The organism is Streptomyces sp. NPDC107562 (assembly GCF_055657325.1).
Genome location: NZ_JBVKBE010000002.1, coordinates 782440 through 802215, shown reverse-complemented (window position 1 = coordinate 802215; position 19776 = coordinate 782440). Strand labels below are relative to the sequence as shown.

Annotated in this window: 16 protein-coding genes; 4 read left to right on the top strand and 12 right to left on the bottom strand. The window is 75.6% G+C overall.

What is annotated here, in order from left to right:
- The first annotated feature begins 27 nt into the window (after positions 1–27).
- Positions 28–669 (top strand): TetR/AcrR family transcriptional regulator, encoded by a 642-nt coding sequence (locus ACZ7LV_RS09410; protein WP_471937411.1) that lies wholly within the window; start codon positions 28–30, stop codon positions 667–669.
- Between the two features lie 244 nt (positions 670–913).
- Here the strand turns inward: ACZ7LV_RS09410 and ACZ7LV_RS09405 are convergent, their stop codons facing one another.
- The 3 genes from ACZ7LV_RS09405 to ACZ7LV_RS09395 are packed head-to-tail and all read right to left on the bottom strand — an operon-like array spanning position 914 to position 4149.
- Positions 914–2320, bottom strand: a complete 1407-nt coding sequence (locus ACZ7LV_RS09405) for an NAD(P)/FAD-dependent oxidoreductase (protein ID WP_471937409.1) — start codon at positions 2318–2320, stop codon at positions 914–916.
- Positions 2313–3533: an MAB_1171c family putative transporter gene (locus ACZ7LV_RS09400; protein ID WP_471937407.1), complete on the bottom strand. Its 1221-nt coding sequence runs from the start codon at positions 3531–3533 to the stop codon at positions 2313–2315. The genes ACZ7LV_RS09405 and ACZ7LV_RS09400 overlap by 8 nt, the downstream gene beginning before the upstream one ends.
- Positions 3534–3552: 19 nt before the next feature.
- Complete coding sequence (locus ACZ7LV_RS09395) at positions 3553–4149, bottom strand: toxin-antitoxin system, toxin component family protein (protein WP_471937405.1); 597 nt, start codon at positions 4147–4149, stop codon at positions 3553–3555.
- Between the two features lie 188 nt (positions 4150–4337).
- Here ACZ7LV_RS09395 and ACZ7LV_RS09390 point away from each other — a divergent pair, with 188 nt between their 5' ends.
- Positions 4338–4799 carry an RrF2 family transcriptional regulator gene (locus tag ACZ7LV_RS09390; RefSeq protein ID WP_471937403.1) on the top strand — a complete coding sequence of 154 codons (462 nt, stop codon included), beginning with the start codon at positions 4338–4340 and terminating at the stop codon, positions 4797–4799.
- 92 nt (positions 4800–4891) lie between these two features.
- On the opposite strand, the gene ACZ7LV_RS09385 is transcribed toward ACZ7LV_RS09390, so the two are convergent.
- The 7 genes from ACZ7LV_RS09385 to ACZ7LV_RS09355 all read right to left on the bottom strand — a co-directional run bounded on the left by ACZ7LV_RS09385 (position 4892) and on the right by ACZ7LV_RS09355 (position 14302).
- Complete coding sequence (locus ACZ7LV_RS09385; protein WP_471937401.1) at positions 4892–5884, bottom strand: MerR family transcriptional regulator; 993 nt, start codon at positions 5882–5884, stop codon at positions 4892–4894.
- A gap of 28 nt (positions 5885–5912) precedes the next feature.
- Positions 5913–6923, bottom strand: a complete 1011-nt coding sequence (locus ACZ7LV_RS09380) for a DUF5914 domain-containing protein (protein ID WP_471937399.1) — start codon at positions 6921–6923, stop codon at positions 5913–5915.
- The gene (locus ACZ7LV_RS09375; protein ID WP_471937397.1) at positions 6920–7921 is read right to left on the bottom strand and encodes a phytoene/squalene synthase family protein; all 1002 of its coding nucleotides are present in this window, start codon (positions 7919–7921) and stop codon (positions 6920–6922) included. Before ACZ7LV_RS09375 ends, ACZ7LV_RS09380 begins: the two co-directional genes overlap by 4 nt.
- The gene (locus tag ACZ7LV_RS09370) at positions 7918–9462 is read right to left on the bottom strand and encodes a phytoene desaturase (protein ID WP_471937395.1); all 1545 of its coding nucleotides are present in this window, start codon (positions 9460–9462) and stop codon (positions 7918–7920) included. The genes ACZ7LV_RS09375 and ACZ7LV_RS09370 overlap by 4 nt, the downstream gene beginning before the upstream one ends.
- Complete coding sequence (locus ACZ7LV_RS09365; RefSeq protein WP_471937393.1) at positions 9459–10718, bottom strand: polyprenyl synthetase family protein; 1260 nt, start codon at positions 10716–10718, stop codon at positions 9459–9461. The genes ACZ7LV_RS09370 and ACZ7LV_RS09365 overlap by 4 nt, the downstream gene beginning before the upstream one ends.
- Positions 10719–10833: 115 nt before the next feature.
- Positions 10834–12213, bottom strand: a complete 1380-nt coding sequence (locus ACZ7LV_RS09360) for a cryptochrome/photolyase family protein (RefSeq protein ID WP_471937391.1) — start codon at positions 12211–12213, stop codon at positions 10834–10836.
- A 544-nt stretch (positions 12214–12757) separates the two neighbouring features.
- Complete coding sequence (locus ACZ7LV_RS09355) at positions 12758–14302, bottom strand: SDR family oxidoreductase (protein WP_471937389.1); 1545 nt, start codon at positions 14300–14302, stop codon at positions 12758–12760.
- Between the two features lie 87 nt (positions 14303–14389).
- Here ACZ7LV_RS09355 and ACZ7LV_RS09350 point away from each other — a divergent pair, with 87 nt between their 5' ends.
- Together ACZ7LV_RS09350 and ACZ7LV_RS09345 are read left to right on the top strand one after the other, a co-directional pair.
- Positions 14390–14902, top strand: coding sequence for a MarR family winged helix-turn-helix transcriptional regulator (locus tag ACZ7LV_RS09350; protein WP_471937387.1), 513 nt, complete (start codon positions 14390–14392; stop codon positions 14900–14902).
- A gap of 140 nt (positions 14903–15042) precedes the next feature.
- The gene (locus ACZ7LV_RS09345) at positions 15043–17130 is read left to right on the top strand and encodes an MMPL family transporter (protein ID WP_471937385.1); all 2088 of its coding nucleotides are present in this window, start codon (positions 15043–15045) and stop codon (positions 17128–17130) included.
- A 321-nt stretch (positions 17131–17451) separates the two neighbouring features.
- Here the strand turns inward: ACZ7LV_RS09345 and ACZ7LV_RS09340 are convergent, their stop codons facing one another.
- Complete coding sequence (locus ACZ7LV_RS09340; RefSeq protein ID WP_471937383.1) at positions 17452–19026, bottom strand: FAD-dependent oxidoreductase; 1575 nt, start codon at positions 19024–19026, stop codon at positions 17452–17454.
- On the bottom strand, positions 19023–19751 hold the full coding sequence (locus ACZ7LV_RS09335; RefSeq protein WP_471937381.1) for a class I SAM-dependent methyltransferase: 729 nt from the start codon (positions 19749–19751) through the stop codon (positions 19023–19025). The genes ACZ7LV_RS09340 and ACZ7LV_RS09335 overlap by 4 nt, the downstream gene beginning before the upstream one ends.
- Positions 19752–19776: the final 25 nt, after the last annotated feature.

The following is a 19776-nucleotide window of genomic DNA, read 5'->3' as shown; positions in this document are numbered from 1 at the left end:
TACGAGTTGAAGAGGTAGGATGGGCGCATGGCGAGCAAGAACCCCACGGTCACCAAGCGGGCGGACGCGCTGCGCAGCATCGAGGCGATCGTGCAGGCCGCGACCGAATGCCTCACGCGGAACCCGGAGGCGAGCCTGAGCGAGATCGCGCGGGCCGCGGGCGTGGGCCGGGTGACGCTGTACGGCCACTTCGCCTCCCGGGCGGAGGTCGTCGACGCGGCGATGAGCCGCGCGCTCGACCGGGGCAACGCCGTCCTGGACACGGTCGACATGACCGGTGACCCGCGGCTCGCCCTGGCCCGGTACGTCGAGGCCGGCTGGCATCTGGTCGACGAGGCACGGGCGCTGCTCGCGGCCGCACAACGGGAACTGACGGCCGGACGCATCCTCGAACTGCACGCCGGACCCGCCGCCCGCGTCGAAGCACTGGTCGCCCGCGGCCGCGCCGAGGGGGTCTTCCGGACCGACCTGCCGATCGCCTGGATGGTCAACGTCCTGCACGCGGTCATGCACAGCGCGGCAGAAGAGATCCGCGCCGGCCGCCTCACCTCCGAGCACGCGGCGGACCACATCACCGCCACGGTGCTCGCCGCCTTCACCCCGCCGGGCGCACCGGTGCCCGAGACCGGCGGCGGGGCCCGTCCGTCATCCGCACGGACGAAGCCGTGATCCGCGAGGCGCCCTCGTCCGCGAGGGCGGTCAGGGGAGGAGGGGCGTCTCGCGCGGGGCGTCCGGCCGGAGGGGACGGAACCACAGCTCCCCGGCGGCGCTGAAGTGCCGCCCGTGCCGTGGGCGTTCGGATCCTGTGGATGCCGGCCGCCGGCCCACGTCGCGCCGGGCCGCGCTCGTCACCCGGGTGTTGCGGGCGACCGTCCGCAGGTCGCCCGCTTCGACGTAGCGGCCCGGCCAGGCTCTACGCGAGCCCCGCGGCCTTTCGTTCCTCGGGGGTCAACGGGGGGCCGGGCAGCGCCGGCTGGAGCGGTCCCAGCGCCGCCGCCAGCAGCACCGAGGGGGTCAGCAGCACCTCCGAGCGCCGCTCCAGCGACGTCACGTCGGTCACCCGGCGGGCGATCCGGCCGTTGCCGGTGGCCGTGTACATGAGCCGGTCGACGTACGAGGCCACGAGCCGGTCCCGGAGGGTGGGGCCGTCGGGGGTGGCCCCGGGGTAGAACACGTCCTGTCCGATGGCCAGGTCCCAGGCCGCGCCGACCGGTCGTGCCAGCGCCTTCTGGATCCGGCGGGAGAGCCCTCGTGCCGCCCAGCCGTGGCGCCGCGTCAGATCGCGCAACGTCAGCGCGCTCTGCGCGGCGGCCGCCAGGCCGTGCCCGTAGACCGGGTTGAAGGAGGCGAGCGCGTCGCCGAGGACGGTGAAGTTCTCGGGCCAGGCCGGCATCCGCTCGTAGTAGTGGCGGCGGTTGACGGTGGCGCGGGTGAACGACACCCCCGACAGCGGCTCGGCCCGCTCCAGCAGCTCGCCGATCAGCGGGTGCCGCAGGTCCTCGCGGGCGAACCGCTCGAAGTCGCCGGTGTCGGAGGAGGGTTCGCCGCCCCGGGTGCCGGACAGCGTGACGATCCACCTGCCGTCCTCGATGGGCAGCAGGAAGCCCGCCCGGCCCGGCCCGCCGTCCCGGGGGTCGGACTGCACGTTGACGACCGGGAAGCCGCAGCGGGCGTCCTCGGGGGCGAGGTAGAGCCGGCTGGCGTAGGCCAGACCGGGGTCGACCTTGCGGTGCGGGGCGGGCGGAAGCCCCAGCTCCGTCAGCCAGTGGGCGGCCGTGGAGCCGCGCCCGGTGGCGTCGACGACCATGCCCGCCCCGACGACCCGCTCGTCACCGGTGTCCCGGCTCCGCACGCGGACCCCGGTGACGGCCGCCGCGGTGCCTTCGAGGCCCAGTCCCTCGGTGCCCTGGAGGACCTCGATCCGCGGGTCCGCGAGCACCTGCGCCCGGATCGTGGCGTCCAGCAGGTCGCGGCCGGCCAGGAGCACGTGGTGGGACTCGGGCCAGCGGCGGAACCAGCCCTGCCGGGACAGGGCGACCATGTCCGTGGTGACGGGCAGCCGGCGCGCCCCGGCCTCCCGCAGCGCCTCGGTGACGCCCGGCACCAGATCCTCCACCGCTCGCGCGCCGCCCGACCACAGCATGTGGGCGTGCCGTGCCTGCGGCAGACCCTTGCGGGGCGCGGGCCCCTCGGGCAGCACGTCCCGCTCCACCACGACGACCCGGTCGGCGAACTCCGCCAGCGCGCGCGCCGCGAGCATCCCGGCGTGGGATCCGCCGAGGACGACGGCGGTTCTGGCGGGGAGGGACGGTTCAGTCATGCGCGGACACACTCTCTGCCGGGGCGGCGGCGCGGGCGCGGACCGCCTTGATCTCGTCGGAACTGCGAAGGGCCTGGGCTACCGCGTGGATCTCCCGCAGGAGGTAGGTGTTGTCCGGCTCCGAGGCCGGCTCCGAGGCCGACACGGAGGCCGACACGGAGGGCGCGGCGCTCCGGCCGTCCCGGGACCGTTCCCGGGCGGCGACGGCGTCCAGGATCGTCACGCCGGCGGCGAGGGCCTGCGCCCGGCCGCGCTCGAATCCGAGGTCGAGGGCCGCCTCGTACGCCCGGCCGCGCAGGTCCTCGTCGAGATGGCGGGAGAGCTGCAGCAGCGCGTCACGGATGAACGTCTCCCGGCGGATCAGGCGCAGTTCGGCGGGGGCGTGCGGGGCGAAGGGCTCGCGGCCGTCGGTGACGGAACGCATCAGCAGGGCGAGGGGGCGCAGTTGCCGGTGGCGGGCGCGGACCCGCCAGTGCTCCTGGAGGTACTGGCCGGCGTGCGGGACGATGAATCCGATCGCGACCAGGGTGGCGGAGACGCAGGCGGCCACCGGCGCGACGTCGGTGCTCAGCCAGTCCAGGTCGTGGCCGGTCCAGCGGGCGACGATGGCGGTGAGCTTGGACGCGTCGAAGAACAGGTTCGTCGCGTAGCCGACGCCCAGCAGCCGCAGGCCCCAGCGCAGCCAGGCGTCGAGGCCGTCGGTGCGGATCCAGTTCCAGATCAGCCGGGCCGTGATCGCGCAGGCCACGGTGTGCGCGGTCAGGTAGAGCATGATCTGCTCGCGCATGAAGGGCGTGGTGGCGTAGTACGTGTCCAGGTCGCGCAGGCGTTCCACGGGCGCGTCGGCCAGCCAGAAGAGCACCCACAGGGTGACGATCACGCCCGCGTAGACGGCGACGACCAGGCGGACCGCGCGGCGGGTGCGGTTCGCGCGGTCGGTGAGGCCGTTGCGCCAGGCGATGATCAGCAGCAGCCATGACGCGCACAGCGCGGTGAGCAGGGAGTACACCCAGGGCGCGGAGATGTTGGGCACCCCGGTGACCCGGTTCGTCCACGCGATGGTCCCCGGGGCGGCGAAGACGAACACGGCGCAGGCGAAGAGCAGCAGACCGCCGACGGCCCGCAGCAGCGGGTCCCGCCACATCTTGATGATGCTGGGCAGTTTGATCGCCAGGGCCGCGGTCAGTACGAGGGCCGGCAGCCAGAAGGTCATGTGCACCTCGCTGAAGAGATCACCGGCGGCGTCCGCGGTAGCCCATGGAACGCTGTACGGGGTCGAGGGAGCGCTGGACGGGGTCGAGCGAGCCGTCGTGGCCCAGGCCGCCCCCGTCGCCCGCGGCCAGGGGCCGGAACAGCGCGGCGAGTCGGTGGCCGAACTCGTCGGCCTCGGCCTCCTCCCGCCGGCGCGAACCGTTGCGGGCGGCGACGGCGAGGGCGGTGCCCGGACGGCCGGAACGGTCCGCGAGGGCGTGCGCGGCGGCCGTGCCGACGACGTGCTGATGACCGTGTCCCGCGTACATGTGCCACAACTCGTGGCCGAGGATGACCAGTTGCTGCACCGCCTCGGCGCGCTCCTCGACGATGACGAGGTCGAAGTCCTCGAACTCCACCCACAGACCGGTCACTTCGATCTCGTCGGGGAACCGCTCGAAGCGCAGCTCGACCGGGCGTCCGCCGCGCAGCGTGCTCATCGCCTCGCACAGGGCCCGGCACAGTTCGCGCAGCCCGGCGGGGGGCCGGGGGCGGGTCCGCAGGGCGGTGCCGAGCTCGGCGACCAGCGCGCGCATGGCCGAGCCGCGCCGGCGGCGCCGTAGCACAGCGAGATCCATCGCACCCCCCTCACCACCGACCGAAGACCGGTTCGAGACTACGCGGCCGGATGTGTCCGCGTCATGTGGTCCCGCGACCGTAGTTCAACCGAGAACGATCACCTCGTGCGGCAGCGCGCGGGCGCCTTTCCCGTGTGCCGGATGGCCGCGGATTTCGGCCGCCCGTCCTGTCGGCCCACAATGGGCGCATGAGGATCTCGGCACGGGCGGACTACGCGGTACGGGCGGTGCTCGAACTCGCCGTACGGCAGGGCGGCGAACCGGTGAAGGCGGAGGCCGTCGCCGCCGCGCAGGACATCCCGCACAAGTTCCTGGAGGGGATCCTCGGCGATCTGCGGCGCGGCGGGATCGTCGACAGCCGGCGCGGCGGGAGCGGCGGCTACCGGCTGGCGCGCGAGGCGTCGGCGATCACGGTCGCCGACATCATCCGGACCGTCGACGGACCGATCGTCTCGGTGCGCGGCGAACGCCCGACCGGGTTGGCGTACCAGGGCTCGGCGGAGCCGCTGCTGCCGCTGTGGATCGCGCTGCGGGCGAACGTGCGCAAGATCCTCGAAGGGGTCACCGTCGCGGACATCGCGGCGAACGCGCTGCCGGAACCGGTACGCGCACTCGCGGCGGAACCGTCGTCCTGGGAGAACCCCACCTGACCCCACCTGACCCCACCTGACCCCACCTGACCCCACCTGACCCCACCTGACCCCACCTGACCCCGCCCGGCCACGGCACCTGACGGCAGCGCCTAATACCCCCCGCACACCAGCTCCAGCGCCTCGTTCAGTCCGCTCGGTCTCGGCATGCCCGACGGGGCGGAGCCGGACCATCCCGTGCCGCCGAGCACGACCAGCGGACGGCGGCGTGCGCCCCGGGCGCCCCAGCGGGCGCCGGCGACGTGCGCCGCCAGGGGCGCGCTCGCCGTGCTGCGGGCCTGCGCCCACAGGACGACGACCGCAGGGCCGAGCCGTCGCACCGCCGCGGTCAGCGCCTCCGCCGGCACGGCCGCGCCGAACATCCGGGTGGGCACGCCGCGTTCGCTCAGCGCCGCGGTGAGGGCTTCGAGGGCCAGGGTGTGCTGCTCCCCGGGCACGCAGGCCAGCACGACCGGACCGGGGGTGGTCGCGGGGGCCTGTTCCGGCGGCGGGGCGGGCTGGTCCACCCGCCGGGTGGCCCGGCGCAGTGTGGTCGAGACATGCCAGGACAGCAGATGCTCGACCTCGACGTAACGGTCGCCCGACGTCTCCCACTTGCGGCCCACGGCGTGCAGCACCGGCATCATGACGTCGTGCCAGGCGCCGACGACACCATGGCGGTCCACGGCGGCGGTGAGCAGGTCGTCCACCGCCGGGGCGTCCAGCCGTACGGCGGCCCGGGCGAGGCCGCGGCACTCCTGGCGCACGTCGCCCAGCGGGAGCGCACCGGCCGCGTGGGAGCGGCCGTCGCCGTCGAGGCCGCCGCCGTCCGGGCCGTCCTGCGCCGCGGACACGTCGACGCCGGCGCGCGCGGCACGGGCCGCCTCGGCCGGCGGCACCCCCGCCGACGTCAGCCGGCACATCGCCTCCAGCACCGCCACGTCCCGCGGCGACCAGCGGCGGTGCCGTCCCTCGGTGCGGACCTCCGTGCCGACCCCGTAGCGGCGGTCCCAGGAGCGCAGCGTCGTGGGCGAGACCCCCAGCCGCCGGGCCAGGGCACCGGTCGTCAGACCCACCTCGGAGACCGGCTCCCTCTCCCGTGCCATGCGCAGACTCTACGGCGGTGACGCCGGGTCAGCCCGGGAAACGGCCGGTCGAACGCAGGAGCCAGCGGCGCTCGGCGTACGCCAGGTCGTCGCGCCACAGGCGCCCGGCGGCGGCGCGCACCAGCGGACGCAGCGCGGGCGACAGCGCGCGGGCCACGGCGAAGCCGCGGCGGTCCGAGGCGGCCACGACCGCCTCGATCACGGCGGTGCGCGGCCTGCCCCCCTCGTCCGTGCCGAGCGGCGTGGCATGGGTCTCGACGACGGAACCCTCGCCCTCGCCCGCGACGATGCGCATCACTACGGTGCGGGGCCCCGGCGCGGTGAACACGGCCCGTACCGGCACCACCAGCCGCCCGGCGACCTTGAACGACACGTCGACGGCGAAACCGTCGCCGTCGTCGCCCGCCCGGTCCGGGCCCGGCACGTCGAGGACGGTGAGGTCCACGAAGGAGTACGGGTGGAACCAGGCGCCGTGCCACGGGTCGAGCCGGTTGGCGACCACGTCCTCGGGCTCGCAGACACCGCTCCCCGTGTACACGGCGTGCAGGGCGCCGGGGAGCGCCGGCCGGGCGGGCACCACGGGGGCGTCGAGCGGCCTCTCGCCGCCGACGTCGTCCAGCCGGACCCAGACGAGAACGCCGTCGTCGTGCGCGGGCAGCGGCTCCCAGCCCGCCGCCGCGCTGCCGTCCAGGGCCATGCCGTGCCAGTGGCAGATCAGCGTGCCGCAGCGCACCGGGCTGTCACCGAGCGGCGCCCCGAGGTGGGGGCAGCTGCCGGGTCCGGCCACCAGCCGCCCCGCGCGGTCGCGCCAGACGACCACCTCCCGCCCCGCGACCGTCCGCGCGAGCGGCCGGTCGCGGGGAAGGCCGGCGGTGGCGCCGACGACGTACCAGTTGCCGGACGGCCGCGCCTGCGCCCGTTTCAGCGCGCCGGCGATCACGGCCGGGCGGGCTTCCCGCCAGGTGGGCCGCTGGTGGGTCCAGGCCACCGGGTTGCGGCGCAGCCGCAGCGGGAACCGGCCGCGGCGGCCCGCGGTCACCGGGTCTCCTCGGGGACCACGGCGGCCGGCACCCCCATGTCCGCGGGCGGCCGCGGAGCGGCGGCGCCCGCGGCCACCCGGGCCCGCAGCACCCGCACGAGACCGTCGCCGGCCACCGTCAGCCTCCTGCGCAGCGGGACCACCGCTCGCCGGTGGACCACCGCGTACCCGTCCTCGGCGATGGCGTCGAGGATCCCTCCGTAGAGCACGAACGCGGTGCGGATGCAGGGGCGTGACACCGGGTCGAGCATGGCGATACCGGGCGCGGCCTCGCGGTAGACGCCGCGGGTGAGGTCCTCGGCGGCCCGCAGCGCGGCGGTGATACGGCGGTCGGCGCGGCCGGTGCGGCGGCTCCAGAGCAGCAGTTCGCGGTCGGCGCCGTGCGCGGCGAGCAGGTCGGCGGGGAGGTAGACCCGGCCGCGGTCGAGGTCCTCGCCCACGTCCCGCAGGAAGTTGGTGAGCTGGAAGGCCACGCCGAGGGCCGCGGCGTGCGGGGCGGCCTCGGCGCGCGGTACGACGGTGCCGAGGACGGGCAGCATCTGCAGCCCGATCACGGCGGCGGAGCCGTGCATGTAGGCGCGCAGGTCGGCGTAGTCGGCGTAGTCCGTGACCTCCAGGTCGCTGCGCATGGCGGCCATGAAGTCCGTGAAGTGCTGGTGGTCGATGGCGTGGCGGCGGGCGGTGTCCGCGAGGGCGTGGACCACGGGCTCGGTGCTGTGCCCCTCCCGCAGCCCGCGTTCCAGCCGGGCCCGCAGCAGCGCGAGCCGTCGTGCCCGGTCGCCCGGTGTGTCGCCGGTGCCGAGGGCGTCCACGATGTCGTCCGCCCAGCGGGCGAACCCGTACAGGGCGTGCACGGCCGGCCGGCGCGCCACGGGCAGCAGCCGGGTGGCGAGGAAGTACGTCTTCCCGTGCCGGGCGTTGAGGGTGCGGCAGTGGGCGTAGGCGGCGCGCAGGTCCGGGTCGGCGATGCCCGCCGCGTCGAGCTCTCGGCCGGTCATGACGTGATCCCTTCGGTTGCCTGGCGGTCGGTACGGGGCCCGGGGCGGGGGCCCGGCGCGGTGCCCCCGGTGACGCGGGCGGCGGCGAGCTTGCCGGACAGCAGCACCGTGGGGACGCCGACGCCGGGCGTCGTGCCGCAGCCCGCGAGGACGGCGTTGTCCGTGCCGCGCACGAGGTTGCGGGGCCGGAACGGGCCGGTCTGGCGGAAGGTGTGGGCGGCCGAGAACGGCGTGCCGGCCGCGTGCCCCTGCGCCTCCCAGTCGGCGGGCGTGACCAGGCACTCCTCCTCGATGGCCGCGGCCAGGCCGGTCAGCCCCCGGCGTTCGAGCTCGGCGAGCAGCCGGTCGCGGTAACGGGGCGCCAGATCCCGCCAGTCGGTCGCGTCCGGCCCGATGTCGGTGTTGGGGCACGGGGCGAGCACGTAGTGCAGATGGCGGCCGGCCGGCGCGAGACCCGGGTCGGTCGTGGTGGGGCGGGTGATCAGCAGCGACGGGTCCGACATGAGGCTGCCGGTGCGGGTGAGTTCGTCGAAGGTGTCGTGCCAGCGCGCGCCGAAGGACAGGGTGTGATGCGCGAGCCCGGGCCAGGTGCGGTCGGTGCCCGCGTGCAGGACGACGGCCGACGGGGCGTGCGTCAGCCGCGCCGGACGGCGGGGCGTGCGCCCCAGCAGCCGGTAGGCCACGGGCAGGTCGGGGGTGAGGACGACGGCGTCGCAGGGGATGCGGTCGTCGGCGGTGACCACCGCGCTCACCCGGCTGCCGCGCCGCTCCAGCCGGACGACCTCCTGGCCGTGCCGGAACGAGGCGCCCGCGGCGGCCGCCGCGTCCGCCATGGCCTGCGGCAGGGCGTGCATCCCGCCGCGCGGGAAGTACACGCCGGCCACGGTGTCCATGTAGGCGATCACCGCGTACGCGGCGAGGGCGCGCCGGGGCGGGACACCGGCGTACAGCGCCTGGAACGAGAACACCCGGCGCAGCCGCTCGTCGCGCAGGAACCGGCCGATGGCCGGCTCCAGCCTGCCGAAGCCGCCCAGCGCCGCGAGCCGCGCCAGGTCCCCGGTGAGCAGCTCGAACGGCGAGTCGAAGTTGCGGTCGATGAAGCGCCGCATCTGGGCCCGGTACACCTGCTCCAGCCAGTGCCGCAGCCGCCGGTAACCGGCCGCCTCGGCGGCGCCCGCGAAGCGCTCGACCTCGGCCTCCATCGCCGGCCCGTCCGTGTGCACGTCCAGGGCGCTGCCGTCGGCGAAGCACGCCCGGTAGGCGGGCCGCAGCTCGATCAGCTCGACCCGGTCGGCCAGGCGCTCCCCGACCGCCGCGAAGGCCTCGTCCGCGAGGTGCGGCATCGTCAGCACCGTGGGGCCCGTGTCGAAGCGGTAGCCCGCGCGGGTCAGGCGTCCGGCGCGTCCGCCGGGCAGCGCGTCGCGCTCGACGACGGTGACCCGGCGCCCGGCGCCGAGGAGGTGCAGGGCGGCCGACAGACCGGACAGGCCGGCGCCGACGACCACGACGTGGTCGGTGCGTCCCGGTACGGTGCGGCTCATCGGCCGGCCCCCTCGGTCTCGGCGACGGGGGCGGCGCGCTGCGGCCCGGCGGCCGGCCGCGCCGTGGGCAGCCCCGCCACGCGGAGCAGCAGCCGCTCCAGTTCGGCGCCGCCCGCCGGGTCCAGGCGGGCACTTCTCAACTGTCCGACGGCGCACCGCGCCAGCCGCCCGATCCGGTCCTCCACGGCCTGCAGCGCACCCGTGGTGACGAGGACCCGCCGCACCGCGTCGAGGGCGCGATCCGGCAGGTCGGCGCGGCCGTAGGCCTCGTCGAGCACGGCGAGGGCACCGAGGTCACCGGCCGTCTCGGCCCACGCGCGGGCGACGGTGAAGACGTACGTGGGCTTGCCGTTGCGGATGTCGCCGCCCGGCGGCTTCCCGGTGCGGTCCGGGTCGGCGAACAGGTCGTCGAGGTCGTCGCGCAGCTGGAACGCGAGGCCCGCGCAGCGTCCGGCGGCACACAGCGCCGTCGTCGTGGCCTGGTCGGCGCCCGCGAGCGCGGCGCCCAGCGCCATCGGCCGTTCCACCGAGTACAGGGCGCTCTTGAGGGTGGCGGCCCGGACCGCCTGCGGCACGGCGTGCGAGCGGGTGGCCTGCCCCTGGACGTCGAGGTACTGGCCGGCCACCATCTCGGTGCGCATGTCCCGCCACAGCTCCCGCACCCGGCGGTTGGCGCGCTGCGGCACCACGGTTTCGGCGATCAGGTCGTCCGCCCAGGCCAGCGCCAGGTCCCCGGCGAGCATCGCGGCGGCCTCGCCGAGCCGTTCGGACCTGCCGTCCGGAGCGGTGCGCCGGTACTCGGCGGCGACGGCGGCGTGCAGGGCGGGACGGCCGCGCCGGGTGCGGGCGCCGTCCATCAGGTCGTCATGGGCCAGCGCGCAGGTCTGGATGAGTTCGAGGGCGGCCCCGGTACGCAGCGCCGCACGTGCGCAGAGGTCGTCGCGGCCACCGCAGGCGCGCAGCGTCCACCACACGATCCGGGAGCGCAGCCGCTTGCCGCCGTCCAGGGTGAAGCGGGCGACCCGGTCGGCGACGTCGCGGGCGAAGAGCGGGTCCAGTGCGCGGGCGCGGGCGAGGTGCTCGGACAGGACCTGCCCGAGCACCCGTCCGACGGCGGCGGAGACGTCCCGGTCGACGACGGCCGGCCGCAACCCGTCCGCCGGGCACGGCTCCTGCCGGTCGGCCGGGGCCGCGGGGGGCCGGTCGGCCGGGTCCGCCGCGTCGGCACGGTGGTCCGTGGGGTGGCTGGCACGCATGCCGGGGTCCTCTCCTCGGTGGCGCGGCACTGTGTCCATGCCTTCCGCGCGAGCGACCGGAACGGATGCGCCAATGGGGTACGTCCGCACCCGCGCCCCGCTCGGCACGTGCCGCTCAGCCGCGCTCACGGGCCCGCTTGAAGCGGGCGAGCCCCTCGGAGAGGTCGACCAGCGGCTCCGGATAGTCGAGCGCCGAGCGCTCGGGCCCCTTCAGCTTCCACGGCTCGTGCACGGCGGGGCCCTCGACGCCCTCCAGTTCGGGGACCCAGCGCCGCACGTACGTCCCGTCGGGGTCGTAGCGCTTCGCCTGGAGCACCGGGTTGAGGACCCGGTTGGGCCGGGTGTCGGTGCCGGTCCCGGCCACCCACTGCCAGTTGAGCTGGTTGTTGGCGAGGTCCCCGTCGACCAGCAGGGACAGGAAGTGCTCGGCGCCGATCCGCCAGTCGACGTAGAGCGTCTTGGCCAGGAACGACGCGGTCAGCAGGCGGCCGCGGTTGTGCATCCAGCCCTCGTGGCTCAGCTGGCGCATCGCGGCGTCGACGACCGGGTAGCCGGTACGGCCCGCGCGCCAGGCCTCGATGTCGTCGTGGGCCTCGCCGGCGTCCCGCCAGCGGTCGGCGCGGTCGCGGTAGTCGGCGGTGGCCGCGTCGGGCCGGGCGGCCAGGACCTGGCGGTGGAAGTCCCGCCAGGCCAGCTGTCGTACGAAGGCGTCGGCGCCGGCACCGCCCGCACCGCGGGCCCGGTGGACGATCTCGACGGGGGAGAGGGTGCCGAAGTGCAGATGCGGCGACAGGCGGGAGGTCGCGTCGCCCGCCAGGTCGTCGTGCCGGTCCTCGTAGCGGCGGACGGGCCCGTTCAGCCAGGCCGTCAGGCGCTTGCGGCCGTCCGTCTCCCCGCCGCGCGCCAGCCCCGGGGAGACTCCCGCGACCTTGCGGCGCGAGGGCAGCGGCTCGGAACCGAGGCCGTCGGGGACGCCCACCGCGCGCGGGGCGTCGAGCGGGCCGCGCAGCTTCTCGTCCGACCATCGGCGGAAGTACGGCGTGAAGACCGCGAAGTGGTCCGCGCCGGCCGGGGTGATCGCGCCGGCCGCCACGGCGGTGGTGACCGTGTCGTGCACGTGCAGGCGCCGGCCGTCCGCCTCCAGCGCGGCACGCAGGCGCTCCTCACGCCGGTGCGCGTAGGCGCTGGCGTCGGACGCCATGTGCACCTCGTCGGCGTCGGCGTCGGCCTCGGCGGCGACCTTGCACACCTCGCGCACGACGTCGCCGGAACGGATCACGAGGCGCCCGCCCCGGGCCCGCAGTCCGGCGTCGAGGTCGCCCAGGCAGTCGGCCAGGAAGGCCGCCCGGTTCGGCACCGCGAACCCGGCGTCCGTGATGCCCCGGTCGTGCACGAACAGGGGCACGACCTGACGGGAGCCGTCGAGCGCGGCCCGCAGCGGGGGGTGATCGTGCAGCCGCAGGTCCGCGGTGAACAGAACGACGGATACGTTCATGGGCGTGCTCCAGGGATGAGGACGGACGGCACGGACCGCGGCCTCACGGAGACGAGGCCGACGCGCACCCGGAGACGGTCGGTACACCCGGGCGCCGGGGGTCTCGCCGGGTCGGGGCGGGTGCGCGGCCGGTCCGCGGTGCGGTGCTGGTGGGCCGTGTCGGTGGCGGGGCGGGGGTGCGGGGGGCTTGCCGCGGGCCGGCGGGTGTGCGGGGGGTTCGCCTTGGGCGGGTGGGGGTGTGGCTGGGGCCGGAGGCGGTGGGTGTGCGGCCCGTCCGGTGTGCGGTGGTCGTGGGCCGTGCGGTCGGTGGGTGGCCCGGGGGCTGTGGTGGGGCGGGGGCGAGGGGGGTTCGCCGTGGGGCGGCGGGTGTGCGGCCCGTCCGGCGTGCGGTGGTCGGGAGCCGTGCGGTCGGTGTGCGGGTGGGCCGTCGGGCCGGCGGCTGGCTCGGGGGCTGTGGAGGGGCGTCGGGGTGTGTGTGGCTGCTGTTGGCTCGGGGTGGTCGGGGGCCCGCCGGTTCGGGGGTGGTGTGCCGTCGGGGCCCGGGTCATCGCCGCGCACCGCCCCGCGCGCTCGCCGCCGGTTCGCCCGGTGCGGCCGCGCTCCTCGCCGCCGCGCGCGCGATGTTGCGGGCCATGCCGCCGAAGACGGCCGCGTGGAAGGGGGAGATGCTCCACCAGTACAGGTGCCCGAGCAGCCCGTGCGGGTGGAAGAGGGCGCGCTGCCGGTAGCGCGCGCGCCCCTCGCCGAGCGGCTCGGCGTACAGCTCCAGCCACGCCAGCCCCGGCAGCCGCATCTCCGCCCGCAGTCGCAGCAGGCGGCCCGGTTCGACATCCTCCACGCGCCAGAAGTCGACGGCGTCCCCCACCCGCAGCCGGCTCGCGTCCCGGCGCCCGCGGCGCAGGCCCGCGCCGCCGACCAGCCGGTCCAGCCAGCCGCGCACCGACCAGGCCACCGGCAGGGAGTACCAGCCGTTCTCCCCGCCGATGCCCTCGATGATCCGCCACAGGGCCTCGCCCGAGGCGTCCACGGGCACGGTGCGCCTGTCCTGGTAGAGGCTGCCGCCCGCCCAGTCGGGGTCCGTCGGCAGGGGGTCGCTGGGTGCGCCGGGCAGGGCCGAGGACGACCAGCGCGTGGTGACCTGGGCGTCCCGGACGCGCTGGAGGGCCAGCCGTACCGCTTCGTCGAACTCGATCAACCCGCCGGGCGGGTCGGGAACGTACTCCGCGATGTCGTGCTCGCGGCAGATCACCTCGTGGCGCAGGGACTCCGTGAGCGGGCGGGCGAGGGACGGCGGCACCGGCGTCACCAGCCCCACCCAGTAGCTGGACAGCCGGGGCGTGAGCACCGGCACGGGCAGGATCAGCCGCCGGGGCAGCTCCGCGACCGCCGCGTAGCGGAGCATCATGTCGCGGTACGTCAGGATCTCCGGGCCGCCGATGTCGAACGCGCGGTTCACCGAGGCCGGCATGGCGGCGCTGCCCACCAGCAGCCGCAGCACGTCCCGCACGGCGATGGGCTGGATCCGAGTGCGCACCCAGCTGGGCGTGACCATCACCGGCAGCCGCTCGGTGAGATAGCGCAGCATCTCGAAGGAGGCGGAGCCCGAGCCGATGATGACGGCGGCCCGCAGCACGGTCGTCGGCACCCCCGAGGCGAGAAGGATGCGCCCGACCTCGGTGCGGGAGCGCAGGTGCGGCGACAGCTCGCTGTCGGGCACGCCCGCGGGTGTCAGACCGCCGAGGTAGACGATGCGGCGCACCCCCGCGGCCCGGGCCTGTTCCGCGAAGACGCGGGCGGCCCGCCGGTCGGCCTCCTCGAACCCGCCGCCCGTGCCCAGCGCGTGGACCAGGTAGTAGGCGACGTCGATCCCGCGCAGTGCCTCGGCGGCCGACGCGGGGTCCATGACGTCGCCGCGCGCCACCTCGACCTCGCCCGCCCAGGCGTGGTCGCGCAGCTTGTCCGGCGACCGGGTCAGACAGCGCACCCGGTGCCCCGTCTCCAGCAGCTCCGGGACGAGCCGCCCACCGATGTACCCCGTGGCCCCGGTGACGAGGCAGCGCGGCCCCGGTTCGGTGACGTGCTGGCCCATGGTCGTTCCTCCGTGTCGGCGCATCTCGGATACCTTCCACGCGGGCGGCCCGCTTGGATGCGGTGACGCTTCGCCTAGGCTGATCAGGTGGCCGGAGCAGACGTGCAGCACAGCGGGGCGGACGGGACCGACGAGGCGCCCGGGAGCCGGGCTCCGGGCGGCGGCCGGGACGTCGACCTGCAGGCCCTCGCCGTGGCGCTGCGCAGGATGCACGGTGAGATCGGCCGGGTGGTCCAGCGCTTCGCGGGGGAGCGGGGCCTGCACCCGACGGACGTCCAGGCGCTGGCGGCGATCCTGGACGCCGAGGAGCCGATGACGCCGGGCCGGCTGCGCGAGAGCCTCGGGCTGACCTCCGGTGCGGTCACCGCGTGCCTGGACCGGCTGGAGCGGGCGGGTCACATCCGCCGGGTACGGGAGAGCAGCGATCGCCGCGTGGTTCACCTGTACTACGTGCAGGACGCGCGGGCGGCGGCCCACACGCACTTCCGTCCGCTGGCCGACGCCACCCGGTCCGCCATGGACCGGTTCACCGACGACGAGCTGGCCGTGGTGGTCCGCTTCCTCTCCGTCCTCAACGAGGAACTCGCCGTGGGTCGGTGAATCCGAAGGGCCGCCGCCGGCGGAAGGAAGGGCGTCACCTACGATCACGAGCGGCCCGAAAAACTCAATGATTGAGATTCTTTATCGTTGAGTTGTTTCGCGCCGTCCGTCGTACCGCCGCCCTCGACGCCTGGAGAACCATGTCCGTGCACCCCCGACGAGCGCGCCTGCTCGTCCCCGTCCTCCTGCTGATCGCCTGGCTCGGCATCGGCGGCGCGCTGGGCCCGTTCGCCGGCAGGCTCGGCGAGGTGGCCACCAACGACCAGGCGGCCTTCCTGCCCCGCAGCGCCGAGTCCACCAAGGTCATCGAGGCGCAACGCGCCTTCAGCCAGGCGGAGACGCTGCCCGCGGTCGTCGTGTGGACGACCGGGGGCGAGGCCGCGGGCGCGCGGCCCGAGGCGACCCGGGCGCTGGCCTCGCTGGCCGGGGCGCCGGGCGTGACCGGACGGCCCTCGCCCGCGCTCCTCTCGGGGGACGGCGCCGCACTCCAGGGCGTCGTCCAGCTCCGCCCGGACCTCGGTGACGAACTGCCCGCGGCGCTCGACCGGATCCGCGCCGCCGCCGAGCGGGTGCCGGGGACCACGGTGGCACTGGCCGGTCCCGCCGCCACCCAGGCGGACCTGTCCGACGCCTTCGCCGGCATCGACGGACTGCTGCTGGTGGTGGCACTGATCACCGTCCTGGTCATCCTGCTGCTGGTCTACCGCAGCGTGCTCCTGCCCTTCGTGGTGATACTCGGCTCGGTCTTCTCCCTCGGGCTGGCCTGCGCGGTCGTCTACGCGCTGGCCGCGCACGACGTCGTGCGCGTCGACGGCCAGGTGCAGGGCATCCTCTCCATCCTGGTGATCGGCGCGGCCACCGACTACGCCCTGCTGATCACCGCCCGTTTCCGCGAGGAACTCGCGCTGCGCGAGGACCGCTTCGAGGCCGTGCGGGCCGCGCTGCGGCAGTCCTGGGGCGCGGTCGTCGCCAGTGCCGCGACGGTGGCGCTCGGCCTGCTCGCCCTGCTGCTCAGCGATCTGACGAACAATCGGGCCCTCGGGCCGGTCGGCGCGATCGGCATCGCGTGCGCCGTGCTCAGCTCGCTCACGTTCCTGCCGGCGGCGCTGGTCCTGCTGGGCCGTGCCGCGTACTGGCCCGCCCGGCCCCGTTCCGGCGGGGCGGCGGGCGCCGCGACCGGTGTGTGGCGCCGGATCGCGGACCTCGTGGACCGCGCGCCGCGCAAGGTCTGGGCGATCGCGCTGGCCGCGCTGCTCGCCTGCGCCGCCCTGGCGCCGACCCTGACGTCCAAGGGGGTCCCGCTGGACGAGATCTTCGTGGACGACGCCCCGTCCGTCGCCGCCCAGCGCACCCTCGGCGAGCACTTCCCCGGCGGCGCCGGCAACCCCGCGGTGGTCCTTGCCGACGCCGGACGCCTGGACCGGGTGGTCGCCGCGGCCCGGGCCACCGACGGGGTCGCGGGGGCGGCGGCCGTGAGTCGTTCCGGGCGGCCGGGGCAGGAGCCGTACGTGGTCGACGGGCGGGCGCGGGTGGACGTCACCCTGAAGGCCGCCGCGGACAGCGAGGCGGCCAAGGAGACCGTGGCGCGCCTGCGCACTGCCGTGCGGGCCGTGCCGGGCGCGGACGCGCTGGTCGGCGGTTGCACGGCCCAGCAGTACGACACCCTGCGCACGGCCGAGCGGGACCGCGCCGTCATCGTGCCCGTCGTCCTCGCGGTGATCTTCCTCGTCCTCGTCGGGCTGCTGCGGTCGCTGCTCGCGCCCGCGCTGCTCGTGGCCACCGTGGCGCTCAGCTTCCTCGCCACGCTGGGCGTCGCGTCCCTGGTCTTCACCCATGTCCTCGGGTTCACCGGCAGCGATCCCTCGGTGCCGCTGTACGGCTTCGTGTTCCTCGTGGCCCTCGGCGTGGACTACAACATCTTCCTCATGTCCCGGGTACGCGAGGAGTCACTGCGGCACGGCGTACGCGAGGGCATGCTGCGCGGACTCGTCACCACGGGCGGCGTCATCACCTCCGCCGGCGTCGTGCTCGCGGCCACCTTCGCCGCGCTCGGCGTCATCCCGCTGGCCTTCCTCGTGCAGATCGCCTTCATCGTGGCCTTCGGCGTCCTGCTGGACACCCTGGTGGTCCGTTCCCTGCTGGTGCCCGCGCTGGTACGCGACATCGGAGCCCCGGTGTGGTGGCCCGGCCGACTCGCCCGTCGCCTCACCCCACCCACCGCGGACTGACGCCCGCCGACCCGCCGACCGGCACCCGCCGGTCCGGCGTCCGCCGCTTCGGCGATCGTCGGCCGAAGCGGGCCGACCGACGTACGCCAGTCCGCGTCCGCCGGTTCAGTGATCATCGGCCGGCGCGGGCCGGTCGGCGCGGGCCGGTTGGTGCTTGCCGGTCCGGAGTTCGCTGCCGGTGGTCGGCGGGCGGTGCTTGCCGGTCCGGCGACCGCCGCTTCGGCGATCGCCGGCCGAAGCGGGCCGACCGACGTCCGCCGGTCCGCGTCCGCCGGTCCGGGGTTCGTCGGTTCAGTGATCGTCGGGTGGCGGCCGCTGGTTTCAGTGGATGTCGAGGAGGGCCGTGAGGGTGCGTAGGGTTGCTGAGCGGCCGCGGTCCGGCACGGTGCGCAGGGGCTCGGCCCGCACCCCCCACCGGCGCAGGAGCACATTGGCGGCCAGGAACCCGCTGGTCGCGGCGCGTTCCATGAGGGCGACGGGCAGGCCGGTGGCGACCATGTCCCCGGCCACGACGACCGCCGGGTCCGCGGTGCGCACCCGCGGGCGCCGGTCGTAGCCGCCGACCGCGAACAGCGGGCAGTCCTCGCGCCATTCGTCGCGGGAGTCGATCACCCCCGCGTCGCGGGTCTCCGGGTACACCCGGTGCAACTGGCTCACCAGCCGCTCCCGCACCTCCTTGCGGTCGGCGCCCGGCGGGACGGCGTAGGCGTGCAGCTCGACCACGGAACCCCCGGTGCGCAGCGCCCAGCGGTGGGCCTCGCCCTCCCAGCGGTCGAGGACGCTGATGTTGTCCAGCTCCGCGTACCCGCTGGTCCCCAGGAAGGCGGGGCGGTCCGGATGCACCGGCCGGTCCAGCCAGAGCCGGGACACGAGGAACGGCGGCGCGGTGCGCAGGCCGGCGACACCGGTACGCCAGGCCCGGTCGACCAGGTCGGGCGAGGCCGCCGCGACCTGCCGCAGGCCGGCGACGTCCGTCGCCAGCACCACGGCGTCATAGGCCCGCGTCCGGTCGGCGACGGTGACGCGCACCGTGCCGTCCGGGCCCGGGGCCACCGCCTCCACCGGGCTGGACAGCAGGATCGTCGCCCCGCGTTCCTGGAGGTAGTCCCCGAGGGGCTCCCACAGCGCCTGGGGGAACGGCTCGCGCGGCACGTCGAACAGCAGGCCCTCGCTGGAGCCGAGGAAGTAGATGTGGAACATCAGCGCCAGTTCCGCCGCCGACAGCTGCCTCGGGTCGGCGAAGAAGCTGCGCGAGAACACCTCGAAGGCGAGGTGCCGGGCCGCCGCCGGGAAGCCGATGCGGCCCAGGAAGTCGTGCGCGCTGATGTCGTCGAGCCGCTCGTAGACCCGCGGTACGCGGACGTCCAGCAAGGGCAGCGCGGAGCGCGCGTTCATGGCCATCAGGTCCCGCCAGCCGAACGTGGGACTCAGCGCCACGAAGCCGAGGGCGTTCAGCGGGGGAGTGCGCGGGACGCGGGCGAAGCTGTCGAGCAGCCCGTCGCTGTGGCGCAGCGGGTAGTCGGGCAGGGGGGTCAGCCCGTGCAGGCCCGGGTCGGTGCGCCGCAGCAGCGCTCGCAGGTTGTAGTACTGCCGGAAGAACGCGTGGAAGCCTCGGGTCATGGTGCCGGTCGACCCGTCGGCAAGGCGCACCTGCCACCCCGCCAGCCGCCCACCCAGGTCGGACTCGCGTTCGAGCAGCGTCACCCGTACCCCGCGCTCCGCCAGGACGGTGGCCGCCGCGAGCCCCGCGATGCCCCCGCCGACGACGGCGACCGACGGCCCGACGCCCTCCAGCCGCGGCACGCCCCTGCGATCCGTCAGCACGCGCGCCCTGCGGTCCCGTCCGTGGCCGTCGCCTGCCCGGGAGCCGTCGCCCACGAAGCCCGTCCTCCTCATGCCTGTCCCTCTCGTGTGGCGGGAACCCGTGCCACGAACGTGTGGGTGATCCCGGTCTGCCAGCCCGTCAGCGGCAGCGTCCGCACCTGGGCGAACCCCGCCCGCTCCAGGCGCGCGGCGAAGTCGCCCGCCGTGTCGAACTCCACGACGCTGCGCCACAGATGCGCGTACAGCGCGGCGTCCCCGGTGCGCCGGGCCACCGGGAGCACCAGGCCCTTGCACACGGCCGTCCACACCGCGCGGTGCGCCGTACGCCCGGTGAGGCTGTACTCGTGCACCGCGAGCCGCCCGCCGGGCAGGAGCAGGTCCCGCACCCCCGTAAGGACCCGGTCCGGATCGGCGACGTTGCGGAACAGGTAGGCCGCGAACACCGCGTCGAACGGGCCGGTGACCCCGGCGGCGGCCAGTTCCTCGGCGGGGGCGTGCACGAACTCGACCCGGGCCGGCCAGCGTTTGTCACGCGCCTTGGCGAGCATGCCCCGCGACGCGTCCACCGCCGTGATCCGGGCGCGCGGCAGGGCGGCCAGCAGGGCGGCCGTGGAGGCGCCCGTGCCGCAGCCCAGGTCCAGCACATGCAGGCCGCTGCCGCCGTCGGGCAGGGCCAGCCGACGGGCGGAGCGCCGCAGTTGGCCGTGGTATCCGGGGTTGGCGGCGACCATCCAGTCGTAGGACGGTGCCGCGTGGTCGAAGGCGGCCGAGAGTTCGGCGTCGCGCAGGAGTGACATGGGGGTGCTCCTCGGTACGGCGGTG

What these genes read in the sequence shown, in the direction of transcription:
- ACZ7LV_RS09340 (WP_471937383.1), bottom strand. Translation starts at nt 19,026, where the DNA reads ATGAGGAGGACGGGCTTCGTGGGCGACGGCTCCCGGGCAGGCGACGGC.
- ACZ7LV_RS09395 (WP_471937405.1), bottom strand. Translation starts at nt 4,149, where the DNA reads ATGGATCTCGCTGTGCTACGGCGCCGCCGGCGCGGCTCGGCCATGCGC.
- ACZ7LV_RS09390 (WP_471937403.1), top strand. Translation starts at nt 4,338, where the DNA reads ATGAGGATCTCGGCACGGGCGGACTACGCGGTACGGGCGGTGCTCGAA.
- ACZ7LV_RS09355 (WP_471937389.1), bottom strand. Translation starts at nt 14,302, where the DNA reads ATGGGCCAGCACGTCACCGAACCGGGGCCGCGCTGCCTCGTCACCGGG.
- ACZ7LV_RS09335 (WP_471937381.1), bottom strand. Translation starts at nt 19,751, where the DNA reads ATGTCACTCCTGCGCGACGCCGAACTCTCGGCCGCCTTCGACCACGCG.
- ACZ7LV_RS09375 (WP_471937397.1), bottom strand. Translation starts at nt 7,921, where the DNA reads ATGACCGGCCGAGAGCTCGACGCGGCGGGCATCGCCGACCCGGACCTG.
- ACZ7LV_RS09405 (WP_471937409.1), bottom strand. Translation starts at nt 2,320, where the DNA reads ATGACTGAACCGTCCCTCCCCGCCAGAACCGCCGTCGTCCTCGGCGGA.
- ACZ7LV_RS09400 (WP_471937407.1), bottom strand. Translation starts at nt 3,533, where the DNA reads ATGACCTTCTGGCTGCCGGCCCTCGTACTGACCGCGGCCCTGGCGATC.
- ACZ7LV_RS09345 (WP_471937385.1), top strand. Translation starts at nt 15,043, where the DNA reads ATGTCCGTGCACCCCCGACGAGCGCGCCTGCTCGTCCCCGTCCTCCTG.
- ACZ7LV_RS09360 (WP_471937391.1), bottom strand. Translation starts at nt 12,213, where the DNA reads ATGAACGTATCCGTCGTTCTGTTCACCGCGGACCTGCGGCTGCACGAT.
- ACZ7LV_RS09410 (WP_471937411.1), top strand. Translation starts at nt 28, where the DNA reads ATGGCGAGCAAGAACCCCACGGTCACCAAGCGGGCGGACGCGCTGCGC.
- ACZ7LV_RS09385 (WP_471937401.1), bottom strand. Translation starts at nt 5,884, where the DNA reads ATGGCACGGGAGAGGGAGCCGGTCTCCGAGGTGGGTCTGACGACCGGT.
- ACZ7LV_RS09365 (WP_471937393.1), bottom strand. Translation starts at nt 10,718, where the DNA reads ATGCGTGCCAGCCACCCCACGGACCACCGTGCCGACGCGGCGGACCCG.
- ACZ7LV_RS09370 (WP_471937395.1), bottom strand. Translation starts at nt 9,462, where the DNA reads ATGAGCCGCACCGTACCGGGACGCACCGACCACGTCGTGGTCGTCGGC.